The organism is Ruegeria sp. A4, from assembly GCF_056543025.1.
Window position 1 is genome coordinate 1,528,247 of sequence record NZ_JBQGAW010000001.1, and the last position, 24,044, is coordinate 1,552,290.

The window sequence follows — 24,044 nt, forward strand, 5'->3', positions numbered from 1 at the left end:
ATGATGCCCTTCTTAGATCGACAGAAGCTTGGATTTCATTTGCCCAACTCGATTGATCGGGCCGGGTCCAAACGTTTTCAAAACAATGGCTGCGGCGAAAGTACTGAACGACTTCAAAGGTTCTTCCAGCACGGGGCGGAGGCTTTCGTTGAAGCTGCGCTCAGACAACTCCCAAGCTATGTCGCGGTCGAGGGTGGTGATGGCCCGCCGTGCCAGATAGCGCAGCTGATAAGCACGGGCCGAGTGTTCGTGCCGGGCGAAGAATTCAGGGTCAAGCGGACGTAGTTTCGCGACCATCCTCTCCCACGCCTCCAGTTGACGATCCAAAGCCGCCGACAGCCCGCCCGCGCTGATCCGGTAGTGGGTCATAAGCCCCGGAACGCCTTCGATCTGCCAGTCGGTCGTCAACATCAGCCGCATCCAGCATTCGATGTCTTCGGACTGCCTGAAGGTCTCATCGAAGACCCAATCCCGCTCGGTCTCAAAAGTCGGGCGATAGGCCAGAGCCTCAAGCACAGTCTTACGAATAACGGCCGCCGATCCATTGCCAATCGGGTTACGGTTCAGAACATGGGCTGCGGTCACATTCTTCAGGCGGGGTGTTTGTTTGATCCCTATCATACACCCCGCCTCGTCGATCAAGTCACTGCCGGAGTAACTTATCCCCACGTCCGGCTCTTTCTTGAGATGGTGAATATGAGCCGCAAGCTTCTCGGGCATCCACAGATCGTCGGCATCGCAAAAGCCGATGAACGTTCCGCACGCGGCAGCGATGCCGGTGTTTCTGGCGCCCGCCAGCCCTCGATTGGCCTGCTGAACAAGTCGTACGCGCGGGTCGCTTTGATGCGCGCGAGCAATCGTCGGGGTTGTATCCTGGGATCCGTCGTCGACGATGATAATTTCAAAATCGTCATGGGTCTGCGCCTGCAGCGAGGCGAGTGTTTCGGCCAAAGTAGTTTCGGCATTGTAGGCAGGTACGACGATAGATGCGGTGGGCATGGTGATCTCCTTCAGAATTCTCATGAAAACAACGTGCGTTTGATCACTTGCGGCAGGATCGGGGCCAGTGTTGCCCCTGCCGCGGTGGGCAGACCCCGGCGCAGAGGCAGCAGGAAACTACGCGCATGCAAACCCAGGCCGTTGCGTGTATAGGACAGAGCCTGGCTCTGATGCCCCAATCGCAATGCCCGGCGCGCGAGATATCGCAAATAGACGGCTTCGGACGACCGCGACGGGAAAACGCCATATGACGCAGCCGTTTTTACCGCGTAGGCCCGCCCAGCGCGCATTGCATTAAGGTTCGAGGACAATCCACCGGCATTGGTGCGATACCAGACCTGAAACCGGTCGACGCCTTTGATGGTAAAGCCCTCACCTGCGAGGCGGATCAACAGCTCCAAGTCTTCGTTATGCACCGTTCTTGCGTCCAAGCCGCCGATCGCGTTGAAGACTTCGCGGCGGATCGAAAGATTGGACATGGTGCAGACCGGGTTCTCGGCCAACAGGTCCTGAATGGTCAGTGGTGCGTCAGGAACGGTCGAGCACGTCTGAGAATCTCCGGGCTGATCGGCGAAGAACCGGATCTGCCCAAAGACTGCATCCGTAGAGGCGGGTTGGAAGGCCTCGTTTAGCTGCGCCAGCTTGTACTTGTGCCACAGATCGTCTGCATCACAGAACGCCAGTATGTCACCTTTGGCCAACTCGGCCCCATAGTTGCGGGCCGCACTTGGGCCATCAAGCGGGCTGCCAGCGACCCGGATGCGTGGGTCTTGCGCGATGTGATCCAACACCACAGACAAACATGCCTTCGAGGGGCGGTCGCCGACGCAGATCGCCTCCCAATTCGGAAAGCTTTGCGTGCGAATGCTGGTCAGCGTGTCGGCGATTGTGTCCGCATCGCTGTGAAACGGAATGATGATGGTAAAGCGGGTCATTGGAAGCCGAACCTTTCTGTTGTTTTGTGATCCCGAGGCAGCAGCACCCAAGAAGCCGTCAGCATCAGGACAGTACTGGTCAGCAGGTATCCGATCGCCACCGGCATCAGCCCGAAAGGAGCCATGACCGCGGTGTTGAGGATCAGTGCAAAAGCAAGTGCAGCGCTTACCCGCAGCTCTGTGATCGCGCGGTTCTCGGACCGCAGCCAACCCGCTACAGCGGACCAGATGACACTGGGCAAAGCCGCAAGGCAAAGAACAGTGACCACCGGTGAAATCTGCTGCCACTCTGCGCCCAGCAGCAGTGGCACATAGACCGGCGCAAGAGCAGCTTGCAGCAGAACAAGCGGGCTCAGCACCAGGAGGGACGTGCCGAGCCCGTGACGCAGCGCCTTGGTCTTGTCCTCAGCCGCGCAAAGGTGTGGGAACAGAACAACCGAGAAAGCCTGCGTGAAAGAAGTCGCCAAACCGAGCCCGGCGTTGAAGGCCATGAAGTAGATGCCAAGGCTTTCAGCCCCAAGCATCGCACCGACGACAAGTTTGTCGGCCTGTAGACGCAGAACTTTGACAATCTCGACCCCCAGAACGGCCCAGCCGAAACCAACAAAGGGACGCAGGGCGGCAAACCCGTGTTTCGCGTCCGACGCCCAGGGGCGCAGGCGGCGCATCAAGACCAGCCAGATCGGGGCGGCCAGCAACCGGGGCAGCACCAAGGCCAGCGGCGAGGCCCAGAGCAGCGCCAGAAGAGCCGCCATGACATTCGCACCAACCACTTGACCTCCGGCAATGGCGGCAGTCTGTTGCAGCTTGCCTTCGCGCATCGCAAGCGCAGCCTGCACCAAACCTGCAGGCATAAACAGATATTCTCCGGCCAGAATGGCGAGAAGCAGCGCCAAAGTCTGATGCCCCATCGCGTAGAGGACCGCAGCGATAGTCACCTGCAGCAGAAATAGTCCTCCACACCAGCCCCAGAAAATACGATTTGCGGAGTTGCAACGCTGTTCCAGCTCGACCCGCGGGGCTTGGATGATCCTTTGACCCACACCGTTCTCGGTGAGCGCCTTGAGGATATCCCCCGCCGCAAGGGCAGCAGCAGCCAGACCGATCGCCTCGGGGCTGAGATTGCGGGCCACTACGACGACCACAACAAGACGCGAGGCTTTTGCCGCAACTTCAGACGCCGCGTAAGCCAGCAGGTGCTGCAAGAAACCGGAATGTGCCAATCGCTGAGTCATCTCACCAGATGTCCAAAAACAGTGTTGAGCTCAGTTTTAATTGGCGGCGAAGTCTCTGTCCCAGACGCGGGTGGACAGCCGAACGAACCATCCGGTGAGCGACCTATCCGAATGGGATAGGCGGCAATCCCGATGCCGGTCTGACACATAGGAAAGCACTGCTGTAGCTGTGGATGCAGTTCAGGAGAGTTGAAAATGATACGACATTTCAAAGTTTTGGTTTTAGGAACCGTCAGCGCAATTGCTCTGTCGGGCTGTAGTAGCATGAAGACCCCGCGCAACATCGAATCCGTCGCGAAGGGCGAAAGCTATCAAGCCCAGTACCGGTCCCCATCGCGGCGCCTTGCAAACGCGCCTTTGCTGCAATCGGAGCATATGAACGGGCGCGCATGTCGGTCTCAGGCCGGGGATCAAGGCGCAAGCGCCTTTGCCAAATGGTCACAGCCTGCTCTTAGTCCGCTGTTGGGCGAAAAGCTTTCGCGCAATGACATGGTGCAGATCACAATCGACGGTGACGAACTTCTCAGCGACACCTACGTTGTGTCTCGCGATGGCGACCTGAAGCTGCCCTACCTGCCACCGGTGCGCGCGCAGGGTCGAACAACCGAACAGGTGGAGCGGGATGTGGCCCGTGTTCTGGTGGAGGCGCAGTTCTATGACAGCACGCCGCGCGTAACGGCGCGCATTAGCGACTTCGCCTCGGTTACTGTCGGCGTGCAAGGTGCAGTGTTTGAACCCCACTCGGTTGAGATCGGAGGCATCCCCGGCGACGCGCTGGATCGAGGACGTCAGGGTGTGTTGGGGGCCTCGACCGAGGCGCGCAACCTGTCGGTTGCCATTCGTTCCGCTGGAGGCGTACGCCCGGATGCTGATCTGTCAGCGGTCGAACTGCACCGTCATGGCACGATCTATCGTATGGATCTGCGCGGTGTGTTCGAAGGCACCGACCCGACCGACATTATGCTGCTGACCGGGGACAAGATCGTGGTCAACAGCCGGGGATGTTTCCAGGATGACTTGATGCGTCCCAGTCCGATCAGCCCGCCCGGTGTAACGCTGTACATGTCAAACCTCACTCAACCAGCCACCGGAAACGCGGAATCGGCCATCGGACGCGACGTGCGCGAAGTTCCCTATGGCACGCGCTATCTTCAGGCAGTTGTCGACACCAACTGCGTCGGCGGAGCCAAGACCACCAATGCCAATCGCAGCGCGGTCCTGTTCACCCGCAACCCAATGACAGGCAACTCGATCGTCATTGAACGCAATATCGAAAAACTGCTGCGGCGCGGGGATCGGGATGATTATGACCCCTATGTTCTGCCGGGTGATGCCATTGCCTGCTACGACAGTAAGGTGACCGGCTTGACCGAGGTTGCCCGTGCGGTTGGTATCGTCGGTGCTGCGGCGCTGCTGGCCCCGTAAATCAATCCCGAGCGGGCGATGATTTCGCCCGCTCCCAAGCGGTGGAGACTGCAGCGAGCTTGTCAGTGATGTCTTTGTGTTCTTTTGCTGCAATCTCTACCGCAACTAACGCCTCTCGAAACTCTTCCGCTCCGAAGGTCGCCGCACTACCGGCCAGTTTGTGGCAGGCCCGTGCGAGCTCATTCGAATCTGACCGATCAAATGCTCGGGTTTCGAGCCATCCAATGAACTCATCCCCTTCGGCAATAAACTGGGCATGAAGGCGGGCAAAGACTTCAGGCCCGACGCTGTCTTTCAATTCTGCCAATGGATCAGGCTGCGCACTCTGCGAAACCTGCATCTCGGGTTGCGTTACCATCGAAAGCGCCCTGCGCAGTGCGTCAATAGAAATTGGCTTGCCGATGAAAGCCGTCATTCCAGCGGCGCGAAAGGCCTCAACTGCGTCTGGAAGAACGTTGGCCGACACCGCAATAATCGGCACATCTGCCGATTGCCCCTGACCGTAACGAATATGATGCGCAGCGGTTGGCCCATCCATCACTGGCATACTGATATCCATCAGGATCGCGTCAAAGCGCTGTCCCTTGGCCTTTTCGACGCCGACCTGCCCGTTTTTTGCTGTCGTCACACAGTGACCGTCCAGCGCCAGCATGTTGCAGATAACCTCGAGGTTGATCTCGTTGTCTTCGACAACCAGCAGGTTCAGGGGGCGAACGGTCTTGGTACTGATTTGAGCAGCGTCAAGCAACTGGTCGGGCGCCGACGACTGCAATGGCAACCGCAACCAGAAAACGCTGCCGGCGCCCAATGTGCTTTCTGCCCCAAGCTCGCCACCCATCGCCTGCGCGAACCGACGGGCGATCCCCAGGCCAAGCCCGGTCCCTCCGGCCGTGCGACCGATTGAGGGATCGCTGGTGTAGAAGTCATCAAAAATGGCGTCGATTTCATCCTCGGCGATGCCAACCCCGGTATCGATCACACGCACTTCGTAGATATGTGCCTTTCCCTGATCCGCAGCTTCACATCTTTCAACCTCAATCGATATTCGGCCGTTTTCGGTGAACTTGATCGCATTGCCTACTAAGTTCAGCAAAATTTGCCGTAGCCTCTGTGCGTCAGTTGCGACATTCGGAAACGCTCCGCCCACCCATTGCCACGAAATCGAGTTGCCGCGCGAGGCCGCATTGCCGCTTTGGCCATCCACCAAGTCCTGCAGCATCGCATTCAGGTCAGTCGGTTCACGCGCAATAGACAGCTTACCGGCCTCAAACCGGGCGATATCCAGCACCGCATCCACATGGTTTTGCAGAATCTGTCCCGAGATCTCCATGTTGCGGACAAACTGGGATTGCTGCCTGGTCGTGCGTGTGTTTTTGAGCAGGGTCAGATTGCCCAGCAACCCGTTCAACGGTGTCCTGATCTCATGGCTCATGACGGTCAGGAAATCCGACTTGGCCTTTTCCCCGGCAAGGGCGCGGTCGCGGGCCGAGACAAGCTCTTTCTGATCCGCCACGCTTTGCGAGATATCGCGGACAAAGCCGATGACAATTTCTTCGTCGCCTGCCTGGGCGGATTGCAAGGCGAGTTCGACAGGAAAGACATCACCGTTTTTGCGCATCGCCTCAAGCTGAACACGGCCCTTGCCAACGACGTGGCGATCACCTCCGCGCTGCATACGTTCCATTCCGGCGGTATGAGCGTCGCGAAGATGCGCGGGCACGATCAGATCACCGATCAAATGCCCTTTGGCCTCATCCTCGGAATATCCAAAAATCGCTTGTGCAGCAGCGTTGAACTCCAGCACTTTGCCGGCGGCATCCACCACGATGACTGCATCCAATGAGGTCGAGAGGATCGTATTCATACGTTGGTTGGCCTGCCGGATCGCCCGCCCGCGCCTTTCGGCCTTGCGGTTGACCGCCAAAAGATAGGCGCTGACTGCGGCGAGAGTCAGGAACAACCCACCGGACAAAATGGCCAGTTGAAACAGGCTTAGCGCGGTTTCCTCACGGCGCTGATCTGACTGGCTTGCAAAGTAAGAGATCGCAGAGACCGAAAGCTCACGCACCTGCGTAGATATTTCTCGGGCGCCTTGATAGAGATCAGGCAACCCGGTTTTCAGTTTCGCATCTGCCGCATCGATTGTGGGAACCGATGCTTCAAGATAATCAGAAACCTGCGCCAGAGGCTCGGCGAATTTCGGATCAGCACGCAGCGTTTCAAACAGACGCGAGGTACTCAGAATATCGATGCGGCTGTAAAAAAGGTCGAAACGGCGGCGGACAATGTCCAGCGTTTCTTGCTTTGACTCCGCATCCGATACACCTGCCTCAAGCGCGTTGAGATAGGACAGGAACTCAACTTCAACTTGCGTCAGCGTCCATTGGACGTTGTCGGTTCGGGCAGACTGCCGGTCGCGCAGGTCGGACATCACCTTGACCGACAGCAAGACGACCAAAACAAGGGCGCATAAAACGGCGATACCGATGAGCCAGAAGGCCCACCGGCGTCGCGAGTGGTTTTGGAATTCTCTTGTCAATGTTTCGCCTGCAACAACCACTTCACACTTTATTGTAACCCCACGCTATTTAACGATCTCCAACCTGTCGAGTTGCCAAATACTGCGAGAGTAGATCACCTCGGTCTGGTACTTGGTGTCACTGTCATACGGATAAACAATCCAAAGCGGCCCCTTCTGCCGTCGGGACATCGCCGCGCCGTCCATCTCATAGGCGACAATCGGATCCTGCGCCGAGATTGAGTCCGCAGGGATCTCAACCGCATAATCGTTGATCGCCGTTGCCCGGATCGCAGAGCCCTCTGCCCCGACCCGTTTTATCAAGACCGACAGAGGGACGCCGACAAAACTGGCGTTGCCTTCGGTCCAGATCGTCGAGGTTTCAAAGCTGCGTTGCGGCAGTGCTTGCAGCATTTCCATATCAAACTGCGCCGTTCCATCGGGTCCGGCTTGCGCGATGTTGCCGGAAATGGTCAAGACGACCTCCCCTGTCGGGGTCACCAGTTCCTTGGCCTGAGCAGACGTAAGGCAAAAGGTGAAAGCCGCTGCAATGATCGCAAAAAACAGACGCATCTTAATCTCCATCTCTTTGACCCCAAGAAACCAGAAAGAGGTCGGCGGCGACAGATGGGCATGGGGATAAGCACCTATCCGAACGGATAGGTGCCTGGATCTCATGCGGCGACAGAAAGGAGGTTCATGCGCTGACGCAACATGGATTGGAAACCGTCTCGCAGTTCGGCACGCTCCAACGCAAAGACAGTGGTTGCTTCAAGGTATCCAGCGACCGAACCACAATCGAAGCGCTCTCCGTGAAAGGCAAAGCCATTGCATCCCACCCCCCCGATATCCGCAGCTATCGCATCCGTTAGTTGGATTTCGTTGCCCGCGCCGGGTGCCAGGCCATCCAGACGATCAAAGATCGTAGGTTGCAGCAGATACCGCCCGACAATACCAAACTCTGACGGAGCCTGATCGGCGGAAGGCTTTTCAACCAAACCCCGCAAGTGCTGTACCTGCCCTGATTTCTGCGCGATATCGACTACGCCATAGGCACTGATCCGATCGGATGAAACGGCTTGGGTCGCAATCATGTGGCTGCCTTCAAAGTTCTTTACCATTTGCGCCAGGACCGAGCGCTGCGCGTGGATCACATCATCCGGCAGGATCACCGCAAAGGGTTCATTACCGACGACATCGCGCGCCAAAGATACAGCATGACCCAATCCGCGGGGGCTGTCTTGTTGGATAAAGCTGTATGTCTCATCCTCAAGGTTCGTTTGGCGCAAGCGGTTTAGCAGGCTGGTTTTGCCCCCATCTTTCAGCTTGCGCTCCAGCACCGAGTTGCACCCGAAGTAAGACTCAAGCGTCGATTGGCCGGTTGAGGTGACAAAGATGAACTCATCAATTCCGGCCGAGCGGGCCTCGTCGACCGCATATTGGATCAACGGCCGGTCAATCAGTGGCAACATCTCCTTGGTCACCGATTTGGTCGCGGGCAGAAACCTTGTGCCCAATCCAGCGACCGGAAAAACGGCTTTGCGAATACGTGTCATTTCAATGCTCCTGGGTTTGATCAGTAAGCGCCGTTGCCCGACACAACAGCACGCGCGGTCATTGCGATGAGGATGAGGTTCAATAGCGGCGAGCGAGAGCGGACATAGGCCGTATCCAGCTCGACCATGCGGTCAAATCCGACGCCCGCACGACCCGAAACCTGCCAAAGGCCGGTGATACCAGGGCGCACTTGCAAGCGCTCCAGCGCCTGTTCAGGATACGCGGCGACCTCTTCGGGCAAAGCCGGGCGCGGGCCAACCAGCGACATGTCGCCTCTGAGAACGTTGAGGATTTGCGGCAGTTCATCCAGCGAAAACCGGCGAAGAACCTGCCCTACGCGGGTTACGCGCGGGTCATTCTTGGCTTTGAAGCACACGCCCTCACGATCTGAGTGGGCGAGCAGATCTGCACGCCGCGCTTCGGCGTCCTGCGCCATCGAGCGGAACTTGTACATTGTGAAGGGTACCCCGTTTCGACCAATCCGTGTTTGTCGAAAAAAGGCGGGGCCGCGACTGTCCAATCGCACCAATGCCGCGATTGCTGCCATGGGCAGGGCCAGAAGAGAAAGCGCGACCGCCGCCAAAGTGATGTCCAGCAAACGACATGCTGTGACCTTAGAAAGAGAATTGTGTGCGGCACGCCCGAGGAACTCAAAATTGCCCTGTATGTATCTGCGGGCCATACGGCGCGGCTCCATCGCCAACCGCCATGCCCACTCCATCCGGGCGCGGCGAACGATACGCGGTGCCCGGCGCACATTGCCGGCCAGGAAGTCGAACAAAGCACCCACTCCCAACGCGATACGAGGGTCTAGCCGGTGCCGGTTTTGCGTGATCCACAGCTCTTGCAGCGGGACGCCCATTGCAACCAACAGAATGTCAGCGCCCGACTGGTTGATATCGGCGATCGCCTCATCAACTCGCGCAGCCCCCTCGTAACCATCGCGCGCACCAGCCACGGTCAAATCGGGGATCATATGCTGCAACCGGGCCGCTGCCGTCTGAGCTGTTCCGGGACGTCCCCCCAACAGGTAGACCGACTGCCCCAGACGCGCGGCCCGTTTCAATAGATTGGGAACAAAATCAGTGCCGTTCAGGTTCTCGGTCAGCCGGACACCTTGCAACTTTGCCGCGACCTCTACCCCAATTCCATCAGGTAGGATCATATCTGCACGGGCCAATGCTGCTCGGTAGGTAAGGTTGCGGGCCCGGATGTTTGCGCAATGAGCATTCAGGAAAAACACCGTCTGGCGCGTCCCGTCCAGCAGTTTTGAAATCACCTGCCCGGATTGGGCATTCACAACTGGCAAACCCAAAATCGCGGTTTTTTCAAGGGTTGGTCCGGGTGCTGGCTGCGCGCCCTTATACATATCTTGGACTGACAGGAACTGCATGGAACTCTCCGATCAACGATAACAATCTGTGTCATCAGACTGCCAATGTGATCGCGCAACCGATAGGCGAGCATCCGGAGAGGGATCGGAGAATAGGTCTATCCAAACGACCCCGCAGCACATAGCGTGGAGGAAACGGCCCTATGACCTATCCGATTGGATATTTACCTGTCCTTCAGGCAGGCTTCATACCATGCGTTCAATGATTTATTAACGCATCCATGTGTGGTTGGGGGAAGACGGAGATTTGAGATGAAAGTTCTTATTGCTGACGACCACGAGCTTATTTTGGACACGCTCGTCGCCTTCATAGATGCCGCAGGTGGGATCGAAGTTGAGACCGCGCCGGATTTTCCCGCCGCGAAATCTTTGATTGAGAACGACGGAGCTTTTGATCTGGTCCTTCTGGACCTCAACATGCCCGGCATGAACGGGTTGAGCGGGCTTGAAACCTGCATCGCCTTGGACGGCGCCCAGCACGTGGCCTTGTTTACCGGCGATACTTCGCGCGATCTAGCGCAACGCGCGCTGGAACTTGGGGCTGCTGGTTTCGTCCCCAAAACTCTGCCGGCAAAATCCCTGGTGAATGCGATCCGCTTTATGGCAATGGGGGAACAGTACCTTCCTGCGGGGTTCATGAACGCGGAGCAGCCGGAAGACTCACATCCCATGGCCCAAAAGCTGACCGAGCGCGAACGGCAGGTTCTGAAAGGGCTGACTGAGGGCAAATCCAACAAGGAAATCGCCCGTGATCTGGACCTGTCCGAGCCGACGATCAAACTGCATATGAAAACACTCTATCGTAAAGTCGGTGTCAGCAACCGAACACAGGCCGCCCTGGCGGCGCGCGAAGCTGGATTGTTCTAAACCTCGTTATCCGAAGGGATAGGGTGCGCTCCCAATCCCCTCACCCCCTAGCCCGCTGGGCAACTGAACAGCGATGGGATGCGGTGTATCACCCTTTCAAGAAAGGGTTTTTCTATGCCGCAACAGATTTCGAACACCTCTGAATCCACGCACGACACGCAATTTCTGAATTGGGCGCGCATATCCCGATCCAACTTCAGATCGCCCGGGTGGCGTCGCATCGTAAAAGGCGGTCGTCTCAGCGATGCGGGCCGCCTCCCGCGCTATGTGGCGCTGTTCCTTTTGGGGGCAAGTTGCATCTGGGCCCCGATCAGCGGATATCTGGCAACCGCGCCTGTCAAATACACCTCCCACGCCTCACTTATCCTGCCCGGATCCGGCGCATCGGCATCGGTCAATCTGGCCAATATCGGTCAGGCGTCCTCTTACGCGAATTCAGCCTTTGCCAATGGGTCGATCAGCCCAACCGAGACGTACAAACGTCTGTTGTCGGCAGATCGCATCCTCGATGCGGCTGCAAAGGCTGTGGATGCTGATCGGGATGCGTTCGGCAAGCCGCGGGTACAACTGGTTGATCAAACCAGCCTGATTCATATCGAGCTTCAAGCGGCCTCTCCTGCTGATGCACAGCAATATGGTGACGCCTTAGTGGTCGCCTTTTTCGCTGAGATTGACGCCCTGCGCGCCGACGAAATAGCCACGCGCGAGGCCAGCAATACGGGCGCGATTGAAGACTACACCCGTGCAATTCAGACGACGCGACACGAGATCAAGCAACTGCAGTCGCAAAGCGGTCTGATATCAGTCGCGCAATACCAAGAGCAGGTCGCGGCAAATGACAGTGCAAAGCAGCAATTGCGTGCGCAGGAGAGCGAACTCGCACGGCAATCTGAACGTGTCGCCGCGCTTCAGGTCGCGTTGGATCTGCCGTCTGATGCAGCGGCGGCAACGCTTAAGCTCTATGCCGATGCTCAGTACCTATCCTTGCTTGAGGACGTGTCGGTGGGGGCTGCAAAGCTGGCACAAGCCGATGCGACCTACGGAGCACGCCACCCGATCTATGTGAATGCTCAGAACGACTATGAAGGCGCGCGATCAGTAGCTTTGCAACGAGCGTCGCACGTGACTGGTCTGGCGGTCGAGCAACTCGGCGGGTTGGATCGTGCGCCGGAAGGGCAAAGAGCCCAATTGCTAAGTGAATTGGTGCGCGAAGACGCCTTGCGTGCCGGGTTGGAGAAGCATGTTGCGACGCTGCGTGAACAAGTCCGTCTGGATACTCTGCGCTTGTCAGACCTCGCACCCATCGCCGCCGAATTGGAAGACCGGCAAAGAGATTTCGCCGTGGCGGAAGCCGTGTTCGCCTCTGCCATAGCCCGATCCGAGTCGAAAAAGACCGATGTCTATGCCTCCTACCCCTTGATCCAAGTGCTCGAGAATCCTTCGCTGCCGACACACCCATCTTCACCGAACAAGAAAATATCGATTGCCGCCGGAATCGCTGCGAGCCTTATGCTGCTGATGGGTTTGACGCTGGCCTGGATCCGAAACCCATTGATTTCAAAGCTGCTGAAGGACCAGAAAGAGGCCGCTGCATAATGCACGTGTCCCCTCAAACCCCAGCCGAAAAAATCGTCTGGCATACACTGATCTGGACATGGCCACTCTACGGGCTTGGCGCGCTTTATGTCGTCGGCCCGGTTCTGGGTTGGACACTGGCTGCGATGGCCGGGTTGTCGCTCTATCTCGGTCCGGTGATCCGCTCGGATATGCAAGCAACGGGCCCTGTGCCTGCCGTGGTTTGGGTCTGGAGCGCAGGCATGCTGGTGATGCTGGTCTCACTTTGGGCAGGCCATGCGGATTGGAACCTAGGCACAACCAAAACGATCAAATCGAGCATCGGATGGGCCAAAGGCTGGGCGCTGATACCGTTGTTCATCCTTGCCGGAGCAGTGTTGCCAATCCGACGCGAGCTTCTGGTCAGAGGGCAAAGCGTTCTGGGCCTCTGGACCTTGTGCCTTTTGCCGTTGCTCGCTGTCGCCCCCTATGTGGGCCTACCGCACCTGTTGTTTACGTCCCCGCTGAAAGCAGTAGGCGGTCCGGGACCCGAATATTTCTCGGTCTACCTTTATACAATTGACCCAGCCAGCGGCACGCCGCGCTGGCAGTTCTTTGCGCCCTGGTCTCCTTTCGCCGCCCTGCTTGGTGTCTGCTTGGTCTTGTTTGCGTTGGAGGAAAAACACCCCAGGTGGAAGATCATCGGATTGGCTGCGGGTGTTCTGATGATCTTGATGTCCAAGTCCCGTATGGGTTTAGTCGGATTGGTGTTCTGCTCAATGTCACCCCGCCTCTTGCCCCTTGTCGCCCGCAGCTTGGGGTGGGTCTTATTGTCGTCAGTCACAACAGCCGTTGCCGTTCGGGGTGTCGCCTTTGTCGAGTTCGGGAACAGAGCCCTCTACAGCTTCAAATCCGCGCGCGCCGACAGTACCCGCGTGCGCGAAACTCTGCAGCGCATTGCGTATGAACGGTGGCAATCGGATGCAATGGTTTTCGGGCATGGCACAGTCAGACCCGGAGCGCATCTTGTTGAATACATGCCGATCGGCAGTCACCACACTTGGTACGGGCTTTTATTCGTCAAAGGTCTGACAGGATTTACAGCTTTCCTTGTGCCTTTGTCAGTTCATTTCTGGGTCGTCACGCTGGACGCAATAAAGTGTGAACGTGGCAAGCTTCCGCTGGGACTACTGCTTACCATTGTCCTCCTAACTTTTGGAGAAAACGTTGAGATTCAAACCTATTTGCTCTGGCCAAGCCTCCTAATGCTCGGATGCCATCTAAGAGAGGTCAAATCGGTAAATCGGGGAAACTGACATGTCGGCTGGTTTGTTGAAACGCAAGCGCGGTGTTTGCCGTTGCTTTTCAAGGGCGGATCCTTCGCCGCTTTTTTTGGGGCATTGTGACTCTGAACGGTGCGCGCTTCCGAACCCTGGAACCAGTGACCTGACCGTGCAACGCCCTTCACTCCGGCCTTGAGCGGCGCTAGTCTCTGCCCTGAACAACGCTGAAAGGAGCCACCCGATGTCCCTCTTCTCAAAACTCTTCGGCGGCGTTGAGAAGTCCAAGCCAGATCCGGTTTCTTACAAAGGGTTCGAGATATTCCCCGACCTGATGGCCGAGGGCAGCAAATTTCGCCTGATGGCCCGTATCGAAAAGACCATCGGCGGAGATCGAAAGACACATACGGTGATCAGGGCGGATGTCTTCGACAGTCGGGAACAGGCCGAAAGCTTTAGTATAGCAAAGGCGAAACAGGTCATTGATGAGCAAGGCGACAGCATTTTCAGCTAGGGAGGTCCTAGCTTGAAGCCTGATCTACGAGCGGAACCGATGAGTATGCTTATGCGTATAATTCTGAACGGACTCAAAAGGTTACCATTGGTCAAACTTTGTTCGGCGAAGAAGTAGTCGTGCAGCAGTTTATCTGCCCTGTTGTTGTGTTAGCTGCCGTCGCAAAGCGCATAAAGCGGGCAATCGCGTAAAACATTGGATTGCAGGTTTGTCCCCAGAGGGGGTGATCGGTCATATTTGTCGGGCTTTAGCTTCGAACCCATAGCCGATGCGTTGGGTGTCACTTTCCAGGAAAAATCGCTTTGCCGGAAATCCGCGCGGCACTTATTCGGGCAAACCGGCCAAACGCAGAGACGCGCAGTCTTTCTCCAATCGTTCTGCATCAGAGAAAAGCTGAGTTTTTGCCCAGTCCGATATGGAAAACTGAGGGCGGTATTTCATCACATTCCGCGCCTCATCGCGAGCGGCCTCAACGTTATCCGTTTCCATGTGTACGATTACGAGGTCGAGGTGCCCAAAGCCTTCAACTCTTTGACCGTATTCGGTGAATGCCTTCTTGGCTTCCTCATATTGACCGTCGAGCCGAAGTGCCAAACCCAATACGCCAGCATACCAGCCCGGATAGTGAGGGTTGAGAGTAATGGCTTGCCGCGCCACGCGGATCGCTTCTTTTGCCTGCCCATTGAATGCCAATGTAATCGACAGCCTTGAAGCCACATCAGCGTGGTTTGGATTTAGCTGCAGTGCCTTGTTGAACTTCCCGATAGCAGATTCCAGTTTACCGTCGATTGCATCCGCGAAACCCGCAATTGCGTGAGCCTCTGGGTTGTAGCTGTCTATCTCCAGAGCACGTCGAGCGCAGTCGCGGGCCTCTGCCAGCGCCGCATTTCGGTCTGCTACAAAACCGTGCCTTGCTTCGACAGTACAAATGAACCCCAAAGTGCAATATGGCGCGGAGTAGCCAGGATCCAGGGAAATTGCCTGTTGAGCAAACCGACGAGCGTCAGCCTGTGCTTCCTTAGTTATTCTGCGCGAGGCTTCCACAGCTTGCAGCTGAGCAGTCCAGGCATCCAGATGTTTAGTCCCCGAACCTCTGAAGCGGGCCATCTCGCCCGCCAGTAATTCGACTTGAAGTTCAGTCGCAATTCTCAGGGCAATTTCATCCTGAACCTCGAATACGTCTTCTATCAGGCGATCAAACCGATCTGCCCAAATGTGCATTCCGGACTTCGCATCGATTAGCTGCGCGGTAATTCGCACTCGACTACCGCTTTGGCGGACACTTCCCTCGAGAACAAGATCGACGCCCTGCTCCAGTCCGACTTGTTTCACGTCTACCGAGCGCCCCTTATAGGCGAACGTAGAGTTGCGCGCGACGACCAGTAAGTTCGGGAGTTTTGACAGAGTGGTAATTATCTCTTCGGTAATGCCATCGGCAAAAAATTCCTGATCGGGGTCGGAAGAAAGATTGTCAAAGGGTAGAACGCCGATCAGCAATGACTTCGAGTGACTGGCTGGAGTCACTCGCGGTGGGGCGGAACCGGGTGGCGACCATTGGAACACTTCCACTGGTGACGGGGCATTCTTGAACTGCCGTTCGCCAGCGCGGTGGAATCGCTCGGCGAGCCTCTCATCAAGGCTGCGATGGACGACATCGGAAATTAACACAGCCTCTTCGTTGGAAGCCTCTTGTAGCCGCGCGGCTATGTTGATCCCATCGCCGAAGATGTCATCTTCGTCAAATACGACATCTCCCAGATGAACGCCCACGCGAAGTTTAAGCGATGACTGGGCTGACACTTGGCTTTGAAGATCGAGGGCGCACCGCACTGCGTCCGAGACCGAGCTGAACTCGACCAGCCATCCATCGCCCATCCTCTTCACGATATTGCCGCGATGATCACTTACCAATGGATCGAACAACTCTCGACGCAGGACACGGAGTTCGCTGAGAGTCCTGTTCTCATCCGCCTTTATCTGACCCGAGTAGTTTACTACATCGGCCGAGAGTACTGCGGAAAGTCTGCGGTTCCCGTTCATGTCTATTCGTAACGCATAACGCGTTGCATGGAAAAGACATCTTATTTTTAGAGACTCTGCACAAACGCCAACCGGCCACTTTGTGGGCAAACCTGTTCCAATCTATAATTTTCTGAACGGCCGCTGTTTGGAATAGTTTGTCGTAGTTGACTGAGCCTACCCAACTGATCTGGTCCATGGTTGCATTGAGGAATCTGGGGCACGGCATGTCCCGTCTTGATGCAATCAGGCAGATTGTCGGCGCTTAACAGCCCCACCACCGCTGAAGTAACAAGAACGGTGGAATGGGTGTTGATCAATATAAGGAACTGGAACCGCTTAAGAATGAAAGCGAACGGCTGAAACGCGCAGTTTCAAAATCAGACCTTGGACAAACTGATCCTGACGGTGACGGCCATCCGTTGCTCGACGACCGAAGAGAGAGGCTCCTGCAAAAACAATGGGAAGGTTTGCATCGACAAGAACGGGCACGCCCTGCCAGGGGAACTAGGGAAAGAGTTGTCAAAGCCAATCTGCATCGATGGGTTCATCCGCGCCTGCAATCGAGAACGTCGCGAACTCAACGCATCTGGCAAGCCGGTCGGAAAGGAGTTTGAATTCGCAGCAGGAGAAGCCACCAAGCCGTTCAAGCGGCGTAATGGCCGATTTATCAATCATTCTTTAGGTATTTGAAGGAAATTCAAATCTGGAGTTAAACGGATTTTCGTTTCTCTGGCTCGAAAAACCGCAAACAGTTTGAAACCGCAGCAAAAGCCTGCCTCTAATGCCTGCTCCTTGGATCCGGATCGTACAGAAAATACCTTTGTCACGCTCCACGCGTTGTGCCTGCTACAAAGGCCTGTCTTTCGGGAAGTTTTTGTTTTGGCTTATTTTTCATTGCTTTAAACTTGCCAAACAAACGAATTATTCCTGCAAGTACATTTCTCGACCAGCCAGATTCGTCTCTTTTTTGGTTTTCGTGCTAGAGTAATTTTCTGAACAAGTTCTACTCAACACTAACCTCCTCAGGTGGCCGTATGTCTGCGCATTGTCAAAGTATTCGGGATGAAATTGAGACGCTTGAGCAAAGTATTGAAATTCTCGATATTCAGATTCAAAACACTGTTGACCCAATACAAAAGTCTGCGCTTTTTCGATTTAGAAAGCAGTCGCTGTCACTGCTTCAGCGAAAAAGGGGGGCTCTTAAGGCGTGTGAGGAGAGCGGGCCCCCATTGCCGCAAGTTCCGGCGGATATGTCAGATTTCGGTTCTGAGGTGACTCAAGGTATCCCTGGTTACGAGCTTGTCGCGGGTAAAGATACTCTTGCAAGAATATTTGTTGGTCGCCGCCCACCCGTAGTTGTTATGGCATCAGAACTTTTGGATGACGCGGACTCTGACTATTCGTCTAAAGCCCTCGGATTTGATCTGAATTCCCTTCCAATCCATTCGTTGCCCTTCAATCCAGCCCGGATTGATTATGCCGAACTTGAGATTTCCGGCCCATCTGGGACAACAGTTATTCCAGGTGATATTGGTGATGGCGTATTCTCAAATGATACCAAGAGTTTCTCCGAAGACGACAATATCAACTTCTATATCCGCGGTCGGGAAATCTCAAAGCCTGGACGGTATCGTTTTACTGCACGGCTTTATCGCAACGGTACTCTTGTCGGCGAAAAGTCTCTTGGGCAACCACAGTTTCATCCGACGAAGGATCTGCGAATTCTTGTTGTCGTTGAGATCTTTCCCTTTCCTGCAGAGAAATGGGAAATTCTCTTTCAGGCTCTGGAGGACTTGTCTCGAATTTTTCCCATTCGATCAGGTTTGGCGCCTCTGGATGGGGATCAGGAAGCCGGGCTGCGCTACCGAATTGAGCCGATACCAATTGATTTCGCGTGGCCTGATCGGACTCCCGTTGCGCAGCGCCTCGCCGCATTTAACCAGGAGCAGTCTGCTGCTGGCAGGCCGGATCGGGCCGAGCATGTCCTGACAATACGCACTCAACAACCCGGAGAAATGCCGCTTGGCGGAAGTGCCCAATCTGGACCAAACGGGAGCATCGCGGGTGTTACTCTGAATGTGGACCCTCCAATGGACAATTCGTTCGGCACCTTAGTTTCCCACGAAATTGCGCACAACTTCTTGACTGTGCCTCACGTTGGTGACGAGGGCGTAGCGCTCAATGAACCAGCTGCATTCGATTTAGTCGCTCGCAAATCAGTAGGGAATCCCAGGGCGTTAATGTACCGGATTTACAATTTAACTCCCAACGGAACTGCGTTTCTTGTTCCAGACTCTTGGCGCACCATCCGAGAACGCCTGCTTACTAGGTCCAGCACAGGCAATGACGAGTGATTTGACTTCGGGTATTTGGCGACCGTGAGTTTGATGTGATTTCCTTGTGTGCTGGTGGTTTGCCAAAGGATGAACTGCGTAATTCTGCTGTTCAAAACTGGGGTCTTTCGCTTTGAACCGAAAACCGGCCAAGAGATTTGGAGACTGCTTAACCGAAATCGAGAAAATCTGGGTCACGCCGGAGGCATACCAGACCCAGAGAGTTTGGGCGATAGAGACCTTGGTGATTAATGGGGAGGGCCTAAGCGACAGGCTGGCTGTCTAACAATTCTATACTTCAAGTTCACACCACGCCTGAAATAGACCCGCGCTGCAAGCAAGCTAGAGGGGACAAGAGCAACGCGGGCCCCCCGAAGGGTGGTAGTAAAACGGATGTAGCGTTGTGGCCTGAACCGGCCCCGTGTCGTAGCGCCGCAGGCAAGAAAAAACCCGCGCTGCTGAGGGACAAGAGCAAGCGCGGGGCAAGTGTTCGGGGTGACAGGTTTACGTCGCTGCTGGCTGATCGGATCAATCTTGCAAACACTTTGCGCGACACGACAGACCGGATCATCGGCATAGTACTTCCGTTTGCAAAGAATTGGAGCAACTTAGATGCAGGATTTACTTGATGTTTTTTGGGTGGCCGCGTTTGTTTGTCTGCTCGCATTCGCCTTCATAGCGGTTTTTTGTTTGGCTGTCCCTGAAACGCACAGGTTGCGAGCAATTGGTTGTGTTGGGTGTTGTTGGCCTATGCTGCTGCACCGGTTCTTTCGAAAAGACTAACGGAGCGAAACGGCTTGAGATTTATGGTTGAAACAGGTCGCCGTTGTTAACGTTGTTTGGTTCCACGGTAACGTTGATAGCGGCAGGTAGAGCGGCTTATTCGCTGTACACGCAGCGGCCCAAGCGACCGAAGACAACGCAGATAGATTAGTGTCGAACGATAAGGCGGACTGGAAAACCCTAGGAAGGCACAAAACGACGTCCAGGAGTTTGCAACAGCGATGGATGGATTGCCTTGGTCGCAGTCGGCACCTTTCTTCAGGCTATCCCTACAGCGTTAGCGCTGCTTTAATAAGTTCATAATAAGGAGCAAAACATGATCGAGTTTAGCATTATTGCGTTGTCAGGACTTTGCCTTCTTTTTTCGGCTCATCAACTTGGTCTCGCAGAAGGCAAATGTGAAGCCGCACGCCGCCTTCGCTATACCTTAGTTGTCTTGATACTCTGGCCACCCGCGACCACCCTGGCCCAATCACAGGAAGAAATCAGCGTAGCGAAAGCGACACTGTCTAGCCTACAGGGTATTTCTTTCAACAATAACACAGAGTATTGCGGCTACCTTGCATATGACCCAGCCGGGAAACTTGTTGCTACTCCTGCTCAACGTGGCGACAACAAAAGCTGCGTTTGGGATCAAGCAGAAAATGGTTTGGTGCTTGTTTTGTCTTACCACACGCACGGGAGGTTCGACCCGGAATATAGTTCGGAAGTTCCAAGCGTTGCAGACATTGAGGCCGATGAAGACGAGGGCATCGACGGCTTTGTGTCAACTCCGGGTGGACGTTTGTGGTACGTCGATACGGAGCGAATGGAAGTGAGACAAATCTGCGATATCGGATGCTTGCCAAAAGACCCTGGTTTCGTTCCGGGTTTGGAAGGGGAAATCTCATCGGTTTACTCTTATGAAGATCTTCTCGAATACGAAAGTGACTAGTTTCGCGCAAAGACCCTGCCAGACCATTACCTTGCTACGATACTGAAGACTACAAGTAAGAGGATCCGAGGAAGAGAGCGGTTGACACTCGCGTGAACGGTTCTTTTCCCCTCGGGTTTTCCTGCGCTGACAACACTCGGTCTTCTTGCTCTTGCGAAGACTGAAGGCCAATCACCATCGTTGAGGAAACTGAAGCTATGTTGGCGTCCCACCCATCCGAAGTGCTGTGTGTAAGGCGGGATGAGCCACTAACTGCCTTTGCGACATTTTCTTCCATCCTCGCGCAGCAAGTCGCAGACGGCACAGTTCGGACGTTCAGTTCCGCTGGGTGAAAAGGGAAAGCGCGGACAGGGTGAAATTTCGCAGCGGCTGCGTCAATCTCAGCAATGAAAAACTTCAATAAGTCCTGCCGCACGGATAATGGGCCGACAAAACTTGTGCTCATTCATAGATCGCCGCGAGTTATCCTTGGCTTTGTCCGGGCTCTTTCTTCTATCCGTTCTTCACCAGTTGTGGACGTTCATCAGTTGTCATTGCCCAATAGATTGCCAGATCGAAAGATCATATCTGGTCGAGGAGCACGTCCGTGGATCTGTACAACGCTTTTTCTATGCCGTCCGAGGCCTCTAAAGCTTGGAGGTGTACGTCTTGCAGCTTGCAGTTGTCGAGGAAAATCGCGTTGTCCAGCGCTACCGCCAAACCAGCAGCTTGATAATCCACACCGAGCACTACGCTACTGGATTCCTTAAGTGATCCATTTTGAATCATTTTTCCTTCCAATTGGTTTTGAAAACCCAAGTGGTGGTAATGATTGCAGGGCAACCTAAAGACAGAACATGAATTGCTTCTGAAATCAGATTTTGGACTTGAGAGATTTGGTAGCGGAGGAGGGACTTGAACCCCCGACACGCGGATTATGATTCCGCTGCTCTAACCAACTGAGCTACTCCGCCTTGAGTGAGAGGCGATTTAAGCGAGGGGCCCGGGAGGGTCAAGAGGGAAATCAACCAACCTCAAGATTTCTTTTACGCCCGCTCATATGGCTTGTCCTGCAAGGATGTCCGGGGGGATGTGGTCGCTTCGGTCATCCTGCGGATGAAGGCGGCACAGATTTCGGGCTCTGTGATCGGAATCATGTGGCCGAACCCGTCCAGCTCTTCGTAACTCAGCCCGAATTCGATCATTGTCGGCCCGTGCAGCGGCGGCGACAGTATCGCGTCCTGGCGGCCATACAAGATGCCCCCGGGGACGGTCAGATTCGGATAGCGCGCGACCTGCGCGTTGATACTGGCATCGACGCCGGCAACGTCCTGAGAGGCCGTGACAAAGGCGGAAGGTCGCAGGCCAAGCGCGCCACCTGCCCGGTCCAGAAAGTCATCAGGCGGGGTTTCCGGGTCAAACGCGGCACTTAACGTGTGCGGCGCGGTTTTGGACGCAAGGGGAACGGCAAGCGTGTTGCCGATCAGGCTGCGCATCCATTCGGAGCGGATCTCGAGCGGTTTGAAGATCGCCGGGGTTTCGGGCAGTTTATGCGTCAGCGGCGCCAGCAGCGCCAGACCGGCGACCCGGGCCGGGTGGTCCAGTGCCATCGCCAGTGAAACCGCACCCCCCAGCGAATGGCCGACCAGAACGGCGCGGTCCACGCCTTTTTTGTCCAGAAACTCGGCAATCATGCCTGCCTGGTTGGGCAATTGCGCCAGCTCGGCCGTATCGCGCGTTGAATACCCACATCCCGGCCGGTCCAGTGCGATAACGTGGTAGTCGTCGGCCAGAAGATCCACCAGCACATAGGTAAAGTGCTGTAACTGCCCGGCCAGGCCGTGGATCATAACGATGGTCTGCGCCTCGGGGTTTCCCTTTTCCACATAGTGGATGCTGCCGCCATGAATGGGTGTGATCTGACCCAGCTGCGGCACGGTTTCAAGACCGCGGCGCGTAATCTTCCGTGTCCACAGGTTCATGACAAACAGGAAGGCGACAAAAACGGCGATTACGATCAGAACGGTTGTCATTCAGTTTTCTCCATTGCCAAGGGCGGCGGGTCTGTATTGCTCCAACCCTGATTGTGCCATGCGTTTCTGAAACTCGGCAACGGTGCCTGGCCACAGGGTCGTGTTGCGGCCTTCCGCATCCATGTACCAGGATGTACAGCCCCCGGCCTGCCACACGCCCTCTGCATGGCGGTCGTGCATTTCCCGTATGAACGCCGCTTGTTTGGCGGCGTCAGGAGTGATCGCGGACAGCCCTTCGCGCTGCATCTCGCTCAGGACCCGGCCGATATGGCCAACCTGGGCTTCGATCATCAGCACGACCGAGTTGTGCCCCAGCCCGGTATGCGGCCCCAGAAGCAGGAAGAAATTTGGAAAACCCGCAACTGCGGTACCCAGATGCGCGCACATGCCATCCGACCAGGCAGAGCGCAGCGTCAGCCCGCCTGTTCCGGTAATGTCCAGACGCTCGACCACGTCGGTTACGTGAAACCCGGTGCCCCAGATCAAGACATCCGCCTTGGTCCGGGTGCCATCCGCCGCGATGACCGTGTCACCTTCGATACAGGCGACGCCCTTCGGAACAACGCTGACATTGTCGCTGGCCAGGGTCGGGTACCAATCGTTCGAACTCAGGATACGTTTGCAACCGATCCGGTAGTCGGGGGTCAGAATCCGCCGTTCGGCCGGATCGGTGATGGCGCGCTCCAATGCCTTTCGCCACATGTTCATGGCAAAATTCACCGCGCGTTCCTCACCGCGAAACACGCGGTGGCGAAATTCGAAGATCATGAATATCAGCTTGCGCCGAATGCGGGGCAAAATGGGAAGCCAAGCGTAAAGGCTGCGCACCCAGGGCGCAATCGGACCGTCCGGGCGCGGCATCACGTAAGGCGCACTGCGCTGAAAGATCGTGACGTGGTCTGCAATCCTGGCGATCTCGGGTACAAACTGAACGGCGGATGCGCCGGTTCCAACGACGGCCACGCGCTTGCCGGTCAGATCGACATCGTGATTCCATTCGGCCGAGTGGAAACTGGGTCCCGAAACACTGTCGGCACCGGGGATGTCCGGGATGCTGGGATAATGAAGTGCCCCAATGGCCGAGACCAGAAACCGCGCCGACCAGTGCTGGCCATCCATCGTTTCCACTTGCCAGCGCGTTCCATCCCACCTGGCCGATTTCAGCTCCTGCCCGAAATGGCACAGGTCATACAACCCTTCCTGACGCGCGACATTTTGCAGATAAGCCTGGATTTCCGCGCCACCGGCATATGCGCGGCTCCAATGCGGGTTGAGATGGGTCGCCATGGAATACAGATGCGACGGCACATCACAGGCGACACCGGGATAGGTATTTTCGCGCCATGTCCCCCCGATATCATCGGCCTTTTCCAGAATCGCGATATCCTTGATGCCCCGCTTGCGTGCCTCAAGCGCCATCGTCAGCCCGGCAAACCCGGCGCCGACGATCAGCATCTGTGTTCTGTGGTGCATGAGTGAGTGCCTTCTGAAACAACCCTGCGTTTATCTGTTGCAGATGTATGCACTTGCCTGGCTGTGAAGTAGGTCACACAGGTAACAATGACCCGGCGTCTTTTCGTTACGCAGGGACAAAACTATTTGGAATGACCCGTGTCGCTTATTGCAAGCACATATCGCAATCAGAGAGGTGGTTGCGCCGCGAATCCGTCAGTTTGTTTCAAA

19 protein-coding genes and 1 tRNA gene are annotated in these 24,044 nt (G+C 55.8%); 8 read left to right on the forward strand and 12 right to left on the reverse strand.

Annotation, left to right across the window (positions count from 1 at the left end; translation table 11 throughout):
- Positions 1 to 12 precede the first annotated feature (12 nt).
- The 3 genes from ACR0E2_RS07565 to ACR0E2_RS07575 are packed head-to-tail and all read right to left on the reverse strand — an operon-like array spanning position 13 to position 3,169.
- On the reverse strand, positions 13 to 999 hold the full coding sequence (locus ACR0E2_RS07565; RefSeq protein ID WP_480445942.1) for a glycosyltransferase family 2 protein: 987 nt from the start codon (positions 997 to 999) through the stop codon (positions 13 to 15).
- Positions 1,000 to 1,019: 20 nt separating this feature from the next.
- Positions 1,020 to 1,934, reverse strand: coding sequence for a glycosyltransferase family 2 protein (locus ACR0E2_RS07570; RefSeq protein WP_171228897.1), 915 nt, complete (start codon positions 1,932 to 1,934; stop codon positions 1,020 to 1,022).
- On the reverse strand, positions 1,931 to 3,169 hold the full coding sequence (locus ACR0E2_RS07575) for an oligosaccharide flippase family protein (protein WP_171228898.1): 1,239 nt from the start codon (positions 3,167 to 3,169) through the stop codon (positions 1,931 to 1,933). The genes ACR0E2_RS07570 and ACR0E2_RS07575 overlap by 4 nt, the downstream gene beginning before the upstream one ends.
- Positions 3,170 to 3,364: 195 nt before the next feature.
- On the opposite strand from ACR0E2_RS07575, the gene ACR0E2_RS07580 reads away from it, so the two are divergent.
- On the forward strand, positions 3,365 to 4,594 hold the full coding sequence (locus ACR0E2_RS07580) for a polysaccharide biosynthesis/export family protein (protein WP_171228899.1): 1,230 nt from the start codon (positions 3,365 to 3,367) through the stop codon (positions 4,592 to 4,594).
- A gap of 1 nt (position 4,595) precedes the next feature.
- Here the strand turns inward: ACR0E2_RS07580 and ACR0E2_RS07585 are convergent, their stop codons facing one another.
- The 4 genes from ACR0E2_RS07585 to ACR0E2_RS07600 all read right to left on the reverse strand — a co-directional run bounded on the left by ACR0E2_RS07585 (position 4,596) and on the right by ACR0E2_RS07600 (position 10,062).
- A complete protein-coding gene (locus ACR0E2_RS07585; RefSeq protein ID WP_480445944.1) occupies positions 4,596 to 7,052 on the reverse strand; it encodes an ATP-binding protein in 2,457 nt (818 codons plus the stop codon).
- 126 nt (positions 7,053 to 7,178) lie between these two features.
- Positions 7,179 to 7,685, reverse strand: coding sequence for a putative pterin-binding protein (locus tag ACR0E2_RS07590; protein WP_480445946.1), 507 nt, complete (start codon positions 7,683 to 7,685; stop codon positions 7,179 to 7,181).
- 101 nt (positions 7,686 to 7,786) lie between these two features.
- Positions 7,787 to 8,668 carry a UTP--glucose-1-phosphate uridylyltransferase gene (locus ACR0E2_RS07595; RefSeq protein WP_480445947.1) on the reverse strand — a complete coding sequence of 294 codons (882 nt, stop codon included), beginning with the start codon at positions 8,666 to 8,668 and terminating at the stop codon, positions 7,787 to 7,789.
- A 20-nt stretch (positions 8,669 to 8,688) separates the two neighbouring features.
- On the reverse strand, positions 8,689 to 10,062 hold the full coding sequence (locus tag ACR0E2_RS07600; RefSeq protein WP_480445949.1) for a WecB/TagA/CpsF family glycosyltransferase: 1,374 nt from the start codon (positions 10,060 to 10,062) through the stop codon (positions 8,689 to 8,691).
- A 252-nt stretch (positions 10,063 to 10,314) separates the two neighbouring features.
- Here ACR0E2_RS07600 and ACR0E2_RS07605 point away from each other — a divergent pair, with 252 nt between their 5' ends.
- The 4 genes from ACR0E2_RS07605 (at position 10,315) to ACR0E2_RS07620 (ending at position 14,277) form a co-directional block, all read left to right on the forward strand.
- Positions 10,315 to 10,929, forward strand: a complete 615-nt coding sequence (locus ACR0E2_RS07605) for a LuxR C-terminal-related transcriptional regulator (protein ID WP_480445952.1) — start codon at positions 10,315 to 10,317, stop codon at positions 10,927 to 10,929.
- Positions 10,930 to 11,043: 114 nt separating this feature from the next.
- Positions 11,044 to 12,525 carry a GumC domain-containing protein gene (locus ACR0E2_RS07610; protein WP_480445954.1) on the forward strand — a complete coding sequence of 494 codons (1,482 nt, stop codon included), beginning with the start codon at positions 11,044 to 11,046 and terminating at the stop codon, positions 12,523 to 12,525.
- Complete coding sequence (locus ACR0E2_RS07615; protein ID WP_480445957.1) at positions 12,525 to 13,799, forward strand: O-antigen ligase domain-containing protein; 1,275 nt, start codon at positions 12,525 to 12,527, stop codon at positions 13,797 to 13,799. Before ACR0E2_RS07610 ends, ACR0E2_RS07615 begins: the two co-directional genes overlap by 1 nt.
- A 208-nt stretch (positions 13,800 to 14,007) precedes the next feature.
- Positions 14,008 to 14,277, forward strand: a complete 270-nt coding sequence (locus ACR0E2_RS07620; protein ID WP_480445959.1) for an HlyU family transcriptional regulator — start codon at positions 14,008 to 14,010, stop codon at positions 14,275 to 14,277.
- Between the two features lie 324 nt (positions 14,278 to 14,601).
- Here ACR0E2_RS07620 and ACR0E2_RS07625 read toward each other — a convergent pair whose 3' ends face one another.
- The gene (locus ACR0E2_RS07625; RefSeq protein WP_480445961.1) at positions 14,602 to 16,317 is read right to left on the reverse strand and encodes an adenylate/guanylate cyclase domain-containing protein; all 1,716 of its coding nucleotides are present in this window, start codon (positions 16,315 to 16,317) and stop codon (positions 14,602 to 14,604) included.
- Positions 16,318 to 16,683: 366 nt separating this feature from the next.
- On the opposite strand from ACR0E2_RS07625, the gene ACR0E2_RS07630 reads away from it, so the two are divergent.
- From ACR0E2_RS07630 to ACR0E2_RS07640, 3 genes are all read left to right on the forward strand, one after another.
- Complete coding sequence (locus tag ACR0E2_RS07630; protein WP_480445962.1) at positions 16,684 to 16,989, forward strand: hypothetical protein; 306 nt, start codon at positions 16,684 to 16,686, stop codon at positions 16,987 to 16,989.
- Positions 16,990 to 17,333: 344 nt separating this feature from the next.
- Positions 17,334 to 18,653 (forward strand): hypothetical protein, encoded by a 1,320-nt coding sequence (locus ACR0E2_RS07635; RefSeq protein WP_480445964.1) that lies wholly within the window; start codon positions 17,334 to 17,336, stop codon positions 18,651 to 18,653.
- Between the two features lie 1,078 nt (positions 18,654 to 19,731).
- Positions 19,732 to 20,349, forward strand: coding sequence for a DUF4329 domain-containing protein (locus ACR0E2_RS07640; RefSeq protein WP_480445965.1), 618 nt, complete (start codon positions 19,732 to 19,734; stop codon positions 20,347 to 20,349).
- Between the two features lie 561 nt (positions 20,350 to 20,910).
- Here the strand turns inward: ACR0E2_RS07640 and ACR0E2_RS07645 are convergent.
- From ACR0E2_RS07645 to ACR0E2_RS07660, 4 genes are all read right to left on the reverse strand, one after another.
- Complete coding sequence (locus ACR0E2_RS07645; RefSeq protein ID WP_171228908.1) at positions 20,911 to 21,129, reverse strand: hypothetical protein; 219 nt, start codon at positions 21,127 to 21,129, stop codon at positions 20,911 to 20,913.
- 96 nt (positions 21,130 to 21,225) lie between these two features.
- Positions 21,226 to 21,302: transfer RNA gene (locus ACR0E2_RS07650), tRNA-Met, on the reverse strand.
- Between the two features lie 72 nt (positions 21,303 to 21,374).
- Positions 21,375 to 22,361 (reverse strand): alpha/beta fold hydrolase, encoded by a 987-nt coding sequence (locus ACR0E2_RS07655; RefSeq protein WP_480445966.1) that lies wholly within the window; start codon positions 22,359 to 22,361, stop codon positions 21,375 to 21,377.
- Entirely contained in the window at positions 22,362 to 23,834 is a 1,473-nt protein-coding gene (locus ACR0E2_RS07660) for a flavin-containing monooxygenase (protein WP_480445968.1), read from the reverse strand.
- Positions 23,835 to 24,044: the final 210 nt, after the last annotated feature.